This window comes from Staphylococcus sp. URHA0057, from assembly GCF_000620265.1.
In the GTDB taxonomy this organism is placed as follows: domain Bacteria; phylum Bacillota; class Bacilli; order Staphylococcales; family Staphylococcaceae; genus Staphylococcus; species Staphylococcus pasteuri.
Genome location: NZ_KK211096.1, coordinates 131,689 through 145,542, shown reverse-complemented (window position 1 = coordinate 145,542; position 13,854 = coordinate 131,689). Strand labels below are relative to the sequence as shown.

The following is a 13,854-nucleotide window of genomic DNA, read 5'->3' as shown; positions in this document are numbered from 1 at the left end:
TTTATTAACACATCGTGACATATTATTTGTAGGAATAAGAACTGAAGTTTCCAATAGTAGTGTAAGTTGAGTCATATAAAAATTTTTATACATACGGAATTTCTTTAATTTAGTTTAATGATGTTTATTAAATTACACGAAAGGTCCTTATTTTTTCAAGGTGTTTTCCAATGTATAAATACGTAGTATATATGGCGAGACTCTTGAGGGAACAGGACAAGCTGAAGACTACAGGCTGAAGCTGTCCCCTATGAAAGCGAGCCGATAATACGAAGTATTATAAATAAAGAAGCCAGTAAATGAGTTTTTTGGATAAACTCATTTACTGGCTATTTTTCTAGGATTTATGTCCCAGCCTCATTAATCTTAATCAGCAAGCTTCTGAGATGTGACAAAGTGTTTATATTTTTCATGTGATGTCATTAATTCACTATGTGTACCTTTACCTGTCACTTGACCTTTATCAATAAAGATAATTTGGCCCGCTTTTTTAATTGTAGAAAGTCTATGTGCAATAACAATTGTTGTACGACCTTCCATCAATGTTTCTAAAGCTTCTTGAATTTTCAACTCGCTCTCACTATCTAAATTAGCTGTAGCCTCATCAAGCAAGAGAATATCTGGATTTTTAACAAAACTACGTGCAATATCAATACGTTGTCTTTGACCACCAGATAGCTTAAGTCCTCGTTCACCAACCAACGTATCATATCCTTCATCAAACTGCATAATAAATTCATGACAGTTCGCTAATTTGGCGTATTTTGTAAGTTCCTCATCAGTTACAGTGCGATTCACACCATATAAAATATTGTCTCTTATAGTACCACTCATCATAGAATTAGATTGCATAACATAACCAATTTTTGTACGCCATTTAGATAATGGAATATCAAAAATACTAGTTCCATTATAAGTAATGTCACCACTTTCTATGTCATACATGCGTTCAATTAAATTAAAAATGGTACTCTTACCAGAACCTGAAGGCCCTACAAATGCACTTACCTGCCCTTGAGGAATATTAAATGAAACGTTGTCTAAGATAGGTTTTACATCATATTTGAAATTGACATTATCAAACGAAATTTCGCCATCATGGATTTCAATATCTTTTGATTCTTCTAGAGCTTCAGTTGGTTCGATAGGTTCTTGCATAATTTCATAAATACGATGACTTGCTCCGACAGCTTTTTTATAATCTGTAATTAATGTTGATAGATTGATTAGAGGCATAGATAATTGTATTACGTAAAAAATCATCGCAATTAAAGTTCCGGCAGTAATAGCGCCTGTCGCGATTTCTAATGCACCAAAGCCAAGAATAATAGCGATTGTTAACAACATCACTACACCAGAAATAGGTTGTACAACAGCAGAAATTTTAGCTTGTTTTAAACCTAATCGATAAATTTCATTTAAATTAGTATGAGCGTTGTCTAATTCGAGCCTTTCCGTATTAGACACTTTAACTAATCTCATTTCAGTTAATACACGACCAAGTAAACCACTAAAGTTAGCAATTTCAGTTTGTGTATTAGTTGAAATTCTCTGCATTACTTTACCTAAAGGAATCATAATAAGTACAAAAATCGGAATTGTAATAAATGTTAATAACGTCATTTTCCAATCCATGATAAATAACATAACTAATGATCCTAATAAAGTTAATACAGAAGGTAATAAATTAGGTAGCTTTTGAGATATAAATTCATTTATCACCTTTGTGTCGTCTGTTAAACGACTCATCAGTTGACCACTTTCGTTCTTATCAAAAAATGGCATTTTTAATTGAATGATATGTTCCCATAATAATGAACGGATATCATAAATCATCTTTTCACCAATTTTACTTAGTAAATATAATCCTACACCACTTAAAATAGCGTTAAGTAAGAAAATACCACCAAAAATGGCTACGAGATTCCAGTTCATAGTGCTTACTGAGAATTTATCTACTAATCTCCCAGTAAATAGAGGAACTAATAATCCGCTCAAACTTCCTAATGAAGTAATAATAACTGCCGCTATGATTAACCCAATTGGCCAAGTGAGCCGTTTAAATAAAAAGAATAAAGGGTTAGTTTGTTTCATAATAATACCTCTTCTATTAAAATTCATATTTCAAATTTTGCTCAATCTTACTAAAACATTCTGACATCCCAAATAATCAGTCTTTATCAATTATAATCAAATATCAAAAATTTTAAATCATACATATACCTCTTAAATAATGTGTATGATAAAATATGTTAGTCGAAAATAACAGATAAAGGAAAGAAATCATGAAAAAAATCTTTATACTCATTATAACTATGTTCTTCGCAATACACATTATAACACCTTTTGCTAATGCAGAGAATAATGATATTACTCCAGTTCAAGCTGCAAACGAAGGTGGATACAATGTAACCGAAGTATATCAACCTGAAAGTGCTATTAATGTTAGTCAAAATGGACAAATTTTATATGAATATAATAAAGACAAAAAATGGTATCCCGCTTCTATGACTAAATTGATGACGATGTATCTCACTTTAGAAGCGGTAAAAGATAAAAAACTATCACTAAATGATGAAGTAAAAATGACTAATCGCGAATATCAAATGTCTACACTTCCAGAATTAAGTAATACCAAACTTTATCCAGGTCAGAAATGGACTATTGCAGATTTACTTCAAATTACTGTATCCAATTCAAGTAATGCGGCTGCTTTAATTTTAGGTGAACAAGTATCAGGAAATGTAAATGATTTTACTGATTTAATGAATAAAAAAGCCAAAGAACTTGGAATGAATGACACCCATTATGTTAATCCAACAGGAGCTGAGAATTCACGTTTAAAAAGTTTTGCACCTTCCAAATATAAAGATACTGAGAATAATACAACAACTGCTCGTGATTATGCTATTTTAGATCAACATGTTATTAAAGATACACCTAAAATATTACATTTCACAAAACAACTATCACCAACGACACACGGTGTGACGTACTATACATTTAATCATTCATTAGATGGTGCTGATATGAGCTTACCAGGAACAGATGGTTTAAAAACGGGTTCAAGTGATACAGCAGATTACAACCATACAATTACTACCAATCGCCATGGTTTTAGAATTAATCAAGTCATTTTAGGTGCTGGGGACTATAAACATGTAGGCGGAGAAAAACAACGAAATATGATGGGTAACGCACTTATGGAGCGTTCATATAATCAATACAAATATGAAAAAATATTATCAAAAGGAAAACAAAAAATTAACGGTAAAACATATTATGTAGAAAAAGATCTTTATGATGTATTACCAAAAGACTTTTCTAAAAAAGATTATAAATTAGTAATCAAAAATGGAAAAGTACATGCTGACTATGACCGTCAATTCATAACAAAACAAGATGGTCCACCTTCAGTATCAGTGCATAAACCGATTGTACACGAAGCGACAACAGTTGCTAAAAGTACATGGAAGACACACCCTATCATTGCAATACTTTTTGGTTTAGGTATAGTTATTGTCCTAGCCATCGTAATTCACCTTATTCTTCAAGCTATTCGTAAAAAATAAAAAGAAGGACGACGTCTTGGCTAAATGCCATGACAATCGTCCTTTTTATTATATAGGAAATTATTTAGCGTCTTTTCCATATAATTCTTGTTTGATTTTTGTTGTAGAAATACCTTCTGTACGGTTAAGATAAATCACTTCACATTTATCTTTTAAGAAATCAAATTCACCTTCCCAGTCGTGTCCCATAACGAAAACATCGACATCGAAACGTTCAACATCAATTTCTTTTTGACCCCAACCATCTTCTGGTATAACTAGGTCTACATAACGGATTGATTCTAACATCATTTTACGTTGGTTATAGTCATAATATGATTTTTTATTTTTCACTTGGTTGAATTCATCAGTAGATAAAGCCACGATAAGATAATCTCCCATTTCACGTGCTCTTCTTAATAATTCAATGTGTCCATAATGTAATAAATCATATGTACCATAAGTAATTACTCGTTTCATGATACGTGATTCTCCTTAACTAAATATTTAATGAAAATTTATATTCTTAATGTAGCATAAATTATTAACGCTTACCATTAATTAAACAAAAAGTAATTCTTTATTTAAAAATTAAATAATCTTTTCTTATGATTTATTTAGTATTTGTTTTAATTTTTGTTTACTTGAAAATGCTGATTTTTTTGGAAATATTTGAGCCAAAAATCGAATATATCCGGGTCTACCAATTCCCACCTCTAATAGAGCACGTCTCCATTGATGATATAGAGGCTTAGTCCAATGTGTCGCACCTTGTTCTACCGCTTCTACTATTCTAAACATGGCATCTCCAGAATAATGTGTCTCTTGCATCAATTTAATATACTGCGTCACACTTTCGATAAATGATGATGTAATAGCGCTATTTTTTAATAAATGCGCTTGAATTAAATAACTTACGATTAAATTATCCATTCGATAACTATAGTATGTTTTCTCATTCATTAGTAATAACAATTCCATTACACGTTGACGTACTTTCATTGCATCTTCCATATAAGGTAAAAATGTATCTGCACGACGATCTGTAACTGAACCTTCTCGCTCATTATAACCATATGCAATAATAGACATGAGATTAATATCACGTGCTTTTGAATATGCTCTCACCATAAAAGTATGTTCTTCGCAAAATACAACATCTTCATCAAATCTTAGTGAAGCAAAGCGAGCACTGAATAGTTTCCCGCCTGGTCCAATCGATTGTAGAATTTCAGGATTACGTTCTAATGTAACCACTTCATCTCTTTTAATTTCCTCATGTGTTGGAAATACTTTCCACTCACCATGAACATCTCGTCCAATTTGACCAATTACAATATCCGTTTCACTGTGATTCTCAAATGTTTTTATCATGGCATCAATACGACTCGGTAAATACTCATCATCCGCATCTAAAAACATAAATGCCTCTGTATCATCGTCCATCGCTGCTAAGCCTACGTTACGACTTCTAGCAGCGCCTTGATTATCTTGATGTATTACCTTAATATTTGGATATTCCTTTTGCAATTCAGTTAATACTTGTTTTGTGTTATCTGTAGAGCCATCATTGACACAAATAATTTCAAATTCAGCTTCTGTATCAATAGAGGTAATAGCCCTTCTAATTGTATCCTGTCCATTATATACAGGTATAATAATAGCTAATTTCATTCTTTCACCAACTTATCTATATAATTTATAACTTGATTCAATGTTTCTTTAGTATTATATTTATGCCAATTTTTAAATAACGGCTTTAATTGATTATCTTGTTGTTGAATTTTAGTAATTAATTCTTCCTCTGTTGCCACTTTATATTCATTAGGAATATCATAATAAAATTGATTAAGCCCTCTAACACATTCATATTCTGTTTCGTCATAGACGTAAAATAGTGTTGGTTTATTAAGTAAACTTGCTTCTATCGGAATAGAGCTATAATCACTAATAATGATATCAGCCATAATAAGCAATGATGTAGTATCAATGTCTTGTGTTGTTCCATGGTTAGAAATTGATGGATGTAAATGACTTATTAATGTATATTCAGGCAATTGACTATTGAAATGTTCCTTATTAATTTGGCGATTTTCTTGATGATTTTCTCTATAAGTCGGCAAGTATACTGCTAATTTACCTTGAATACCATACTGATCTTTCAATCTTTTTTGAGCTTTGTTTATATCTGTTTTTAAATATTTATATAATCTTGGAAGACCAAAACGTAACATCTGAGAAGGTTGCGCATCAAATGATTCATTAAAACAATGCCCCATTTCATCGGCACCAATCAAATAATAATCTGTTGCATTATACACACGTTTATATTGGTTTACTACACTAGGATTATTTAAATCAACTTGATGATCGGTTAATCCAAAATCTTTTAATGCTCCAGAAGCATGCCAAGTCTGAATCACTGTTTGATTTTGCTTTTTATGGTAGGCGCCCATCATTAAATAATACGTATCAATTAGAATCACTGTTGCTGTACTTAAAGCCTTAATGTGTGCAATAACATTCTTATTACCTGCCTTGATATATGTGACATTAGGTAAATCTTGAATATGGTGACGGTGCTTATCAGTAGTAATCACTGTTAAACGATAACCTTTAGCACATAATCTCTCTATAATCGGCAACATATCATTAGGAAAAGTCATCATTACAACTATGCTTTTCTGTTTAACCTTGAATCCTCTAAACAGCAAATTAAATATAGCAATAACGCACATATATATTTTTTTAATTAAAACTCTCATCTTTTCACCGTCTTTATACTGATTTATTGTTATTTATAAATTATAAACGATTCCTACTTTGATAGAAAATAATTATCCTTTCTTTACATTTAACATAAAAAAACAGACCAACCTTTAAAGTCAGTCTGCTTTACTCTTCAAATTACGATATTCCCTTATAAGAAATCTGCAAAGTGATCTCTATATTTCTTATGAAGGATAGAACCTAAAACAAAGAATACCAAAATAACCACGACGTTATATAGTGCCATTTTCCAATGATCAATGAAGTACCATTGATGGAATAAAATAGCTGCACGATATGATTCAGCGATAAAATACACTGGATTGAACATCATAATTTTATGAACAATACCACTCACACCGTGATCTTTAGGTATCCATAAAATTGGAGACATATAAAATAGTATTCTCATTAATGCTTGCATAGCCATTTGAGTATCTCTAACTAAAATACCTAACGTTGATGTAAATAATGCAACAGAAGCAGTTAATAAAAACGCAAATGGTACATAAAGGAATAACTGAATAATATGAATAGATGGGTAAATACCTCTAAACATACACGCTATAATAATGATTAAAAGCAAGCCAATATGTCCATAGAATCTACTCGTTACTATATAAGTAGGAATGATAGACATAGGAAAATTCATCTTAGCGACTTGATTAAATTTTTGTGATATAGATTTGGTACCCTCGAGTACACCTTGGTTAATAAAGAACCACATACTAATACCTACAAGTAACCAAAATACAAATGGTATACCATGTACAGGTGAATTACTTCTAATTCCCAATCCGAAAACTAACCAATACACCATTATTTGTAAGGCTGGGTTTAAAAGTTCCCAAGCAATCCCTAAATAGTTACTATGGTTAGATATTTTAATTTGGAATTGAGCAAGTCTTTGGATTAAATAAAAGTTTTTGATGTGTTCTTTAAATACAGTTACAACTGCTGACATTGAATTAAACCACACTTTCAAACATTTAATATATTTATATACAATTGATAAATGAGATAAAATGAATCAGACAATTCTTAAAGTGATCTCAAATTAAAAGAATGCTTATACTAATTAACATAAAATATGTAAAGTACGCGCTTAAGAATTAATGATGTTATATCTCAAACTCATTGTTTTTAATATGGAATTTTGTTTTATTCGAATGAAGCATTATAAACAAATTTATTTCAGTGTAAGAAATTAGTTTATTATATCTTCATCTTATTATACAATCATTTAAGTTATAAAACACAATTAAGCATTTTACAAGATTATTGTTTGATGTTTATTAAGCCATTTTATTATAAGACATAACTCCTATAGACATTTACAAAATATTAAACAAAATCTTCTGTTCACTTTACACTAGGTTAATAAATTTAACAACTGATGTGTTGTATATTATAATCTATATAAATGCAATTAAGGAAGGACTAATTATGAGCGTATCGGTAAATATAGAACATGTAACTAAAGAATATCGTATATATAGAAATAATAAAGACCGTATCAAAGATTCCCTAATTCCGAAAAATAAAAATAAAACATTTTTCGCACTAGATGATGTTTCTCTTCAAGCACATGAAGGTGATGTTATCGGCCTTGTTGGTATAAACGGTTCAGGAAAATCCACATTAAGTAACATGATTGGTGGTTCGTTATCTCCTACTTCTGGTAATATTGATCGTAAAGGTGATGTAAGCGTTATAGCTATCAACGCTGGTTTAAATGGTCAATTAACTGGTGTAGAAAATATTGAATTCAAAATGTTATGTATGGGGTTCAGACGTAAAGAAATTAAAGAATTAATGCCACAAGTTATTGATTTTAGTGAATTAGGTGAGTTTATTTATCAACCTGTTAAAAAATATTCTAGTGGTATGCGCGCTAAACTCGGGTTTTCAATCAACATCACTGTAAATCCTGATATTTTAGTAATCGACGAAGCATTATCTGTAGGTGATCAGACTTTCACACAGAAATGTTTAGATAAAATTTATGAATTTAAAGAAGCTAATAAAACTATATTCTTTGTTAGTCACAACATACGCCAAGTTAAAGAATTTTGTACAAAAATCGCGTGGATTGAAGGCGGCAAACTTAAGGAATTTGGTGAATTAGATGATGTTTTACCACAATATGAAAAATTCCTAAAAGAATTCAAGAAAAAATCAAAAGATGATCAAAAAGCATTTAGAAGAGACCTAGACGCTTCTCGCTTTGTCGTAAAATAATTTACCCATTAGATTTATATCGCTATTTTTAAAGGCAACCAATGAGTGTTCGAACTAACACATTGGTTGCCTTTATTGTATTTCATATATCAAGTAATTTTTAATGTTTTCTCTTTTGTTTAGCAATTTTTATCATGAATTTGGGAATACTTTTTAATCTGCCAAGACGTTTCCAATCAATTAATAAACGATATATCCATTCAATATTGAATTTTCTAAAGAATTTAGGCGCACGCTTTTTAGCTCCACTAAATACTTCAAAAGAACCGCCTACTCCCATCATAACAGTGTGTTGGAATTGTTTGCTATGTCGGGCAATCCATTTTTCTTGTTTTGGATACCCCATACCCACAAAAATATAATCAGGATCAAAAGTATCTATCCTTTTAATAACTGTTTCATCTTTTAAATTAATATAACCATGATGATGCGCAAAAGTTACTCTTGGATATTTAGCCTTTAATTGTTGTTCTGCTTTTTCAATAATTTCATTTTTCGAACCTAAGATAAATACTTTTTGTTGATTTGCATTGGCTATTTTTAAACATTCTTCTAATAACTCTATTCCTGGAATTCTGTGCGGTAATGGTTGCTTTAATCGATGAGATGCTTTTACTATACCTGTACCATCAGCTATAACATAGTCCGCACTATTAATAAGCTGTTGATAATCTTGGTGTTCTGATGCATAGTCTACAATTTCAGGATTTGCAGTAACTATAAACAAATTATGAGATGTTGGTGTTGTGAAAAATGTTTTAATATTTTCAACCATTTCTGACATTGTTACATGGTCAAAATATACACCTAAGATATTAACCTTTTTACTATTCTGCTGACCCTTAAATGTCATAAAAGAAATCTCCTATCCTACTTGGTCAATAACCCTATATAATGTTGCCAAGTATTATCCTATATATCAAAATTGTTTTAATTCTAACTAAAATGTACGATTATTTTAACACATCACTCAACATTCTAGAAAATTTTATTTAAACACCTATATATTCTTCTAATTTAAGTCTTAAGTCAAAAAGCCAATTTCTAAACAATAGATTATAATGAATATTAAAGTATCAAATACTTATAGATTTACTCAAACAAGTTTTTTCTATAAATGGAGCGTTAATATGTCAAAAATCGAATCATTTTTAACTACACACATTCAATTAAATATATTTATCATTTTTATTATTAGTATTATCTATATCGTCGTCCACCAAAATCGTTACAAACACTACTATCGTTATTTTGCTATTGTACTTAATTATATTCCTGTACTCACACACGAATTTGGTCATGTACTCTTCAATAAACTCTCTGGTGGTCGTGCTAAAGATTTAGTTATCGTTACGCTTCCTTCTGAAAGAGAAACGACATTACAACAGGGATACGCTATTACGCAATCGAAAGGTTATTTAGGACAATGGATTACCACTTTAGGCGGTTATATTATGCCCCCGTTAATGTTATGGTTAGGCGTTTTAACTGCATATTATAATCATCCTAGCTTTTTTATTATGTTTTATTTAGCTATATTTATTTATTTCCTAATTCTAACTTCTCGTAAGCTGTCACCTATTCTTATTATTATAGTCATGTCACTATTATTATATATACTTTTCCAATACGATGATTTAATGATTACTCACCAAATAGTGGTTTATAGTTATCACTTTATTTTAGGAGTACTGTTAGGTGAAGTACTACAATCATCGTGGACTATTTTTAAATTAACATTCCAAAAACCTAAACCTAGTTGGGATGGTAGTACACTAACACAAATCAGTAAAATCCCAACAGTATTTTATAGTCTAATTTGGATTTTCATTAATTTATATGCTGTTTATTTATTAATCAAATTATCATTTTTCTAAAAACATAATACAAATTTTAGTTACATCAATATATAAAAAAACTTGAGTCTTACTTTTACATCTAATTTTCAGTGTATAACACCAAAATAATGTACTAGACTCAAGTTTTTTATATTATTTTTCAGCAAAAATATTCATTGCATTTTCGTAACTTAAAATAGTTATAACTTCATTTCGTTTAATAATAATCACTTTATTCGTATCATCTTTCGAAACGACTTCAACTTCATTTCCAATAGAAATATCTTTACTTGAAAGGTATACCAACAATTCAGTTTTATCTCTGACACGCTTAATAGTTAACATATCACCTGGCTGAAATTCGAGTATTGTCTTCGTGTATTTCTCTTTATAATGGTGATCTCTAGGTATAACACCACCATGCGGGCAAGTCTCAGGGTAGTCTAAAATTTTGTCTAAACGTTCTACGAATAAATCTGAGATTCTATGTTCAAGAATTTCTGCTTCTTGATGCACTTCTTCCCAATTGTATTTTAAAATCTCTATCAAAAATAACTCGAGTAATCGATGTCTTTTAATAATATCTAAAGTGAGATTTAACCCTTCTTCTGTTAATTTAACACCCTTATATGGTTTCGTTTCTACATAACCAGATTTTTCTAGTCTACTTACCATTTCACTTACTGAAGGTGGCTTTATATTTAAAAATTGAGATAATTTTTTATTTGATACGAAAGATACATCGCCGTCATTCGTCAATATAGCTTTGAGATAATCCTCTTTTTCTTCAGTTAACATCATTTCACCTCACATATATTCACTTTATTGTATCACGAATCTACTTGACATGTTAAAACTTCTCAGTTTATTATAAAATAAATTAGGTTAACCTAAACTTTTAATTAGGAGGTATTAATATTTGCTAGAAGTTAAGAATTTAAATCTATTTCTAGGTAATAAACATGTTTTAAAAGACATCAATTTTAAAATTCCTATCATCGGAGAAATTATAGGAATTATGGGACCTAATGGCGCAGGTAAATCTTCTATGCTCAAATCATTAACAGGAGATTTTCATGCATCTGGTACTCAGTTATTATATGAACGTCCAATACATAACCAATTGAAACGTATGACTTACATACCTCAAAAATCAAATATCGACTTAGATTTCCCCATTAATGTTGAAAAAGTTATCTTATCCGGATGCTATGGAGAGATAGGTTGGTTTAATCGACTGAGACATGATACTAAAGTTCAACTCAAACATTTATTAGAGGATTTAGATTTAACGTCATTAAGACATAAACAAATTTCAGCATTAAGTGGTGGACAACTTCAGCGAGTACTAGTCGCAAGAGCACTTATGTCTAAAAGTATGCTTTATTTATTCGATGAGCCTTTTATTGGAATAGATTTTAAAAGTGAACGCTTAATTATAAATAAAATTAGACAACTTAAAGCTCAAGGTAAATTAATTCTTATCGTACACCATGACTTATCTAAAGCATCACATTATTTTGATCGAATCATGTTACTTAACCAAACTTTAAAATACTTTGGTAGTACTGAGGATGCACTCAATAACGACACCCTTTTAAATGATACATTTTTGTCACAATCACCTCGTCAAAGTTTAGAACGAAAGGAAGTGACCCAGTCGTGAATGACTTTTTAGCTCATATATTAAATTATCAATTTTTAAATAGGGCTTTAATTACATCGATGATTGTTGGCGTAGTATGTGACACTGTTGGGAGCCTTATTGTTTTAAGAGGTTTGTCATTAATGGGTGATGCAATGAGCCATGCAGTATTACCTGGGGTGGCATTATCTTTCCTTTTTGGGATACCTATGTTTATTGGCGCATTAGTGACAGGAATGGTTGCCAGTATTTTAATTGGTTTTATTACTTCTAAAAGTAAGACCAAACCTGATGCAGCAATTGGTATAAGTTTCACCGCATTTCTCGCATTAGGTGTTATATTAATAAGTTTAATTAACAGTACAACAGATTTGTATCATATTTTATTTGGTAATTTACTAGCAATAACACATACAACATTCTGGACAACGATTATCATTGGTCTATTTGTTTTATGTCTTATTGTAATATTTTATCGACCTTTAATGATTTCTACTTTCGATAATACCTTTAGTAGAATGAATGGCTTAAATACGACAGCTATACATTATTTTGTCATGTTGTTACTTGCTCTAGTAACTGTTGCGAGTATACAAACAGTAGGCATTATTTTAGTAGTTGCGTTATTAGTAACACCCGCTTCAACTGCATTCTTAATATGTAAACATTTATATAGCATGATGGCAGTAGCAAGTTTTATAGGTGTTATTAGTTCAATTATTGGACTTTATTTCAGTTACATATACAACGTACCTAGTGGTGCAGCTATCGTTCTTTGTACTTTTGCTATTTATATCATCACCTTAGGTATTACAACACTTAAAAATAAACAGAAAAGAGGCGTTGTTTAAATGAAAAAATTAATACCTTTATTACTAGCATTCTTTATTATCTTAGCTGGATGTGGCCAGTCGCAAGATGACAAACAGGATGCCGATAATCATAAATTAAAAGTAGTTACAACAAATTCAATTTTATATGACATGGTTAAAAATGTTGGCGGAAAACATGTTGACGTCCATAGTATCGTACCTGTAGGACAAGATCCTCATGAATATGAAGTTAAACCTAAAGATATTAAAAAGCTAACTGATGCAGACGTTATATTTTACAATGGATTAAATTTAGAATCTGGAAATGGTTGGTTTAAAAAAGCATTAGATCAAGCTGGAAAATCTATCGATGACAAAAAAGTTATTGCTGTATCTAAAGATGTTAAACCGATTTACCTCAACGGTGAAGAAGGCAATAAAGATAAATTAGATCCACATGCTTGGTTAAGTATTGAAAATGGTATTAAATATGTTAAAACAATTCAAAATAGTTTAATCAAGCATGATAACACTAATCAACAATATTACAAAGATCAAGGTCATCAATATCTTTCTAAACTAGAAAAATTAAACAAAGACAGTAAAGATAAGTTTAATGACATCCCTAAAGAGCGACGTGCCATGATTACTAGTGAAGGTGCTTTCAAATATTTCGCAAAACAATATGATATTAAACCAGGATATATTTGGGAAATTAATACTGAAAAACAAGGTACACCATCACAAATGAAACAAGCTATTCAATTTGTTAAAGATAACCATATTAAACACCTTTTAATAGAAACTAGTGTAGATAAAAAAGCAATGCAAAGCTTGTCTGAAGAAACACATAAAGATATTTATGGCGACGTATTTACTGATTCTATCGGTAAAAAAGGTTCAAAGGGTGATTCATATTACAAAATGATGAAATCAAATATAGATACGATTCATGGTAGTATGAAATAATATTTTAAATTCACTTGTTCAATATATAC

The 13,854-nt window shown here is 30.4% G+C and carries 13 protein-coding genes and 1 pseudogene; 6 read left to right on the top strand and 8 right to left on the bottom strand.

What is annotated here, in order from left to right; genetic code table 11:
• Nucleotides 1–127 precede the first annotated feature (127 nt).
• Both N524_RS13825 and N524_RS0110160 read right to left on the bottom strand, forming a co-directional pair.
• Nucleotides 128–322 (bottom strand): annotated as a pseudogene (locus N524_RS13825) (hypothetical protein).
• 44 nt (nt 323–366) lie between these two features.
• Nucleotides 367–2,094, bottom strand: coding sequence for an ABC transporter ATP-binding protein (locus tag N524_RS0110160; RefSeq protein ID WP_017637207.1), 1,728 nt, complete (start codon nt 2,092–2,094; stop codon nt 367–369).
• 191 nt (nt 2,095–2,285) lie between these two features.
• Between N524_RS0110160 and pbp4 the strand changes: the two genes are divergently transcribed.
• Entirely contained in the window at nt 2,286–3,572 is a 1,287-nt protein-coding gene (gene pbp4 / locus N524_RS0110155; RefSeq protein ID WP_017637206.1) for a penicillin-binding protein PBP4, read from the top strand.
• 60 nt (nt 3,573–3,632) lie between these two features.
• Here pbp4 and tagD read toward each other — a convergent pair whose 3' ends face one another.
• From tagD to N524_RS0110135, 4 genes are all read right to left on the bottom strand, one after another.
• A complete protein-coding gene (tagD, locus tag N524_RS0110150) occupies nt 3,633–4,031 on the bottom strand; it encodes a glycerol-3-phosphate cytidylyltransferase (RefSeq protein WP_002451030.1) in 399 nt (132 codons plus the stop codon).
• 126 nt (nt 4,032–4,157) lie between these two features.
• The gene (locus N524_RS0110145) at nt 4,158–5,225 is read right to left on the bottom strand and encodes a glycosyltransferase family 2 protein (protein ID WP_029056419.1); all 1,068 of its coding nucleotides are present in this window, start codon (nt 5,223–5,225) and stop codon (nt 4,158–4,160) included.
• Nucleotides 5,222–6,316, bottom strand: a complete 1,095-nt coding sequence (gene tarB, locus N524_RS0110140) for a teichoic acid glycerol-phosphate primase TarB (protein WP_029056418.1) — start codon at nt 6,314–6,316, stop codon at nt 5,222–5,224. Before tarB ends, N524_RS0110145 begins: the two co-directional genes overlap by 4 nt.
• A 155-nt stretch (nt 6,317–6,471) precedes the next feature.
• Nucleotides 6,472–7,284 carry an ABC transporter permease gene (locus tag N524_RS0110135; protein ID WP_029056417.1) on the bottom strand — a complete coding sequence of 271 codons (813 nt, stop codon included), beginning with the start codon at nt 7,282–7,284 and terminating at the stop codon, nt 6,472–6,474.
• 482 nt (nt 7,285–7,766) lie between these two features.
• Between N524_RS0110135 and tagH the strand changes: the two genes are divergently transcribed.
• On the top strand, nt 7,767–8,561 hold the full coding sequence (gene tagH / locus N524_RS0110130; RefSeq protein WP_017637202.1) for a teichoic acids export ABC transporter ATP-binding subunit TagH: 795 nt from the start codon (nt 7,767–7,769) through the stop codon (nt 8,559–8,561).
• Between the two features lie 100 nt (nt 8,562–8,661).
• On the opposite strand, the gene tarA is transcribed toward tagH, so the two are convergent.
• The gene (tarA, locus tag N524_RS0110125) at nt 8,662–9,414 is read right to left on the bottom strand and encodes an N-acetylglucosaminyldiphosphoundecaprenol N-acetyl-beta-D-mannosaminyltransferase TarA (protein ID WP_017637201.1); all 753 of its coding nucleotides are present in this window, start codon (nt 9,412–9,414) and stop codon (nt 8,662–8,664) included.
• Between the two features lie 277 nt (nt 9,415–9,691).
• Between tarA and N524_RS0110120 the strand changes: the two genes are divergently transcribed.
• On the top strand, nt 9,692–10,438 hold the full coding sequence (locus N524_RS0110120; RefSeq protein ID WP_029056416.1) for a M50 family metallopeptidase: 747 nt from the start codon (nt 9,692–9,694) through the stop codon (nt 10,436–10,438).
• A gap of 114 nt (nt 10,439–10,552) precedes the next feature.
• On the opposite strand, the gene N524_RS0110115 is transcribed toward N524_RS0110120, so the two are convergent.
• Nucleotides 10,553–11,197, bottom strand: coding sequence for a metal-dependent transcriptional regulator (locus N524_RS0110115; protein WP_029056415.1), 645 nt, complete (start codon nt 11,195–11,197; stop codon nt 10,553–10,555).
• A gap of 121 nt (nt 11,198–11,318) precedes the next feature.
• Here N524_RS0110115 and N524_RS0110110 point away from each other — a divergent pair, with 121 nt between their 5' ends.
• Genes N524_RS0110110 through mntC form a run of 3 tightly spaced genes read left to right on the top strand, consistent with a single transcriptional unit; the run spans nt 11,319 to nt 13,825 of the window.
• Entirely contained in the window at nt 11,319–12,065 is a 747-nt protein-coding gene (locus N524_RS0110110; RefSeq protein ID WP_029056414.1) for a metal ABC transporter ATP-binding protein, read from the top strand.
• Nucleotides 12,062–12,895 carry a metal ABC transporter permease gene (locus N524_RS0110105; RefSeq protein ID WP_029056413.1) on the top strand — a complete coding sequence of 278 codons (834 nt, stop codon included), beginning with the start codon at nt 12,062–12,064 and terminating at the stop codon, nt 12,893–12,895. The genes N524_RS0110110 and N524_RS0110105 overlap by 4 nt, the downstream gene beginning before the upstream one ends.
• Complete coding sequence (gene mntC, locus N524_RS0110100) at nt 12,896–13,825, top strand: manganese ABC transporter substrate-binding lipoprotein MntC (protein ID WP_029056412.1); 930 nt, start codon at nt 12,896–12,898, stop codon at nt 13,823–13,825.
• Nucleotides 13,826–13,854 lie beyond the last annotated feature (29 nt).

Coding starts and splice junctions, on each gene's coding strand:
- N524_RS0110135 (WP_029056417.1), bottom strand. CDS start 7,284: ATGTCAGCAGTTGTAACTGTATTTAAAGAACACATCAAAAACTTTTAT.
- N524_RS0110145 (WP_029056419.1), bottom strand. CDS start 5,225: ATGAAATTAGCTATTATTATACCTGTATATAATGGACAGGATACAATT.
- pbp4 (WP_017637206.1), top strand. CDS start 2,286: ATGAAAAAAATCTTTATACTCATTATAACTATGTTCTTCGCAATACAC.
- mntC (WP_029056412.1), top strand. CDS start 12,896: ATGAAAAAATTAATACCTTTATTACTAGCATTCTTTATTATCTTAGCT.
- tarA (WP_017637201.1), bottom strand. CDS start 9,414: ATGACATTTAAGGGTCAGCAGAATAGTAAAAAGGTTAATATCTTAGGT.
- N524_RS0110160 (WP_017637207.1), bottom strand. CDS start 2,094: ATGAAACAAACTAACCCTTTATTCTTTTTATTTAAACGGCTCACTTGG.
- tagH (WP_017637202.1), top strand. CDS start 7,767: ATGAGCGTATCGGTAAATATAGAACATGTAACTAAAGAATATCGTATA.
- N524_RS0110115 (WP_029056415.1), bottom strand. CDS start 11,197: ATGTTAACTGAAGAAAAAGAGGATTATCTCAAAGCTATATTGACGAAT.
- tarB (WP_029056418.1), bottom strand. CDS start 6,316: ATGAGAGTTTTAATTAAAAAAATATATATGTGCGTTATTGCTATATTT.
- N524_RS0110120 (WP_029056416.1), top strand. CDS start 9,692: ATGTCAAAAATCGAATCATTTTTAACTACACACATTCAATTAAATATA.
- tagD (WP_002451030.1), bottom strand. CDS start 4,031: ATGAAACGAGTAATTACTTATGGTACATATGATTTATTACATTATGGA.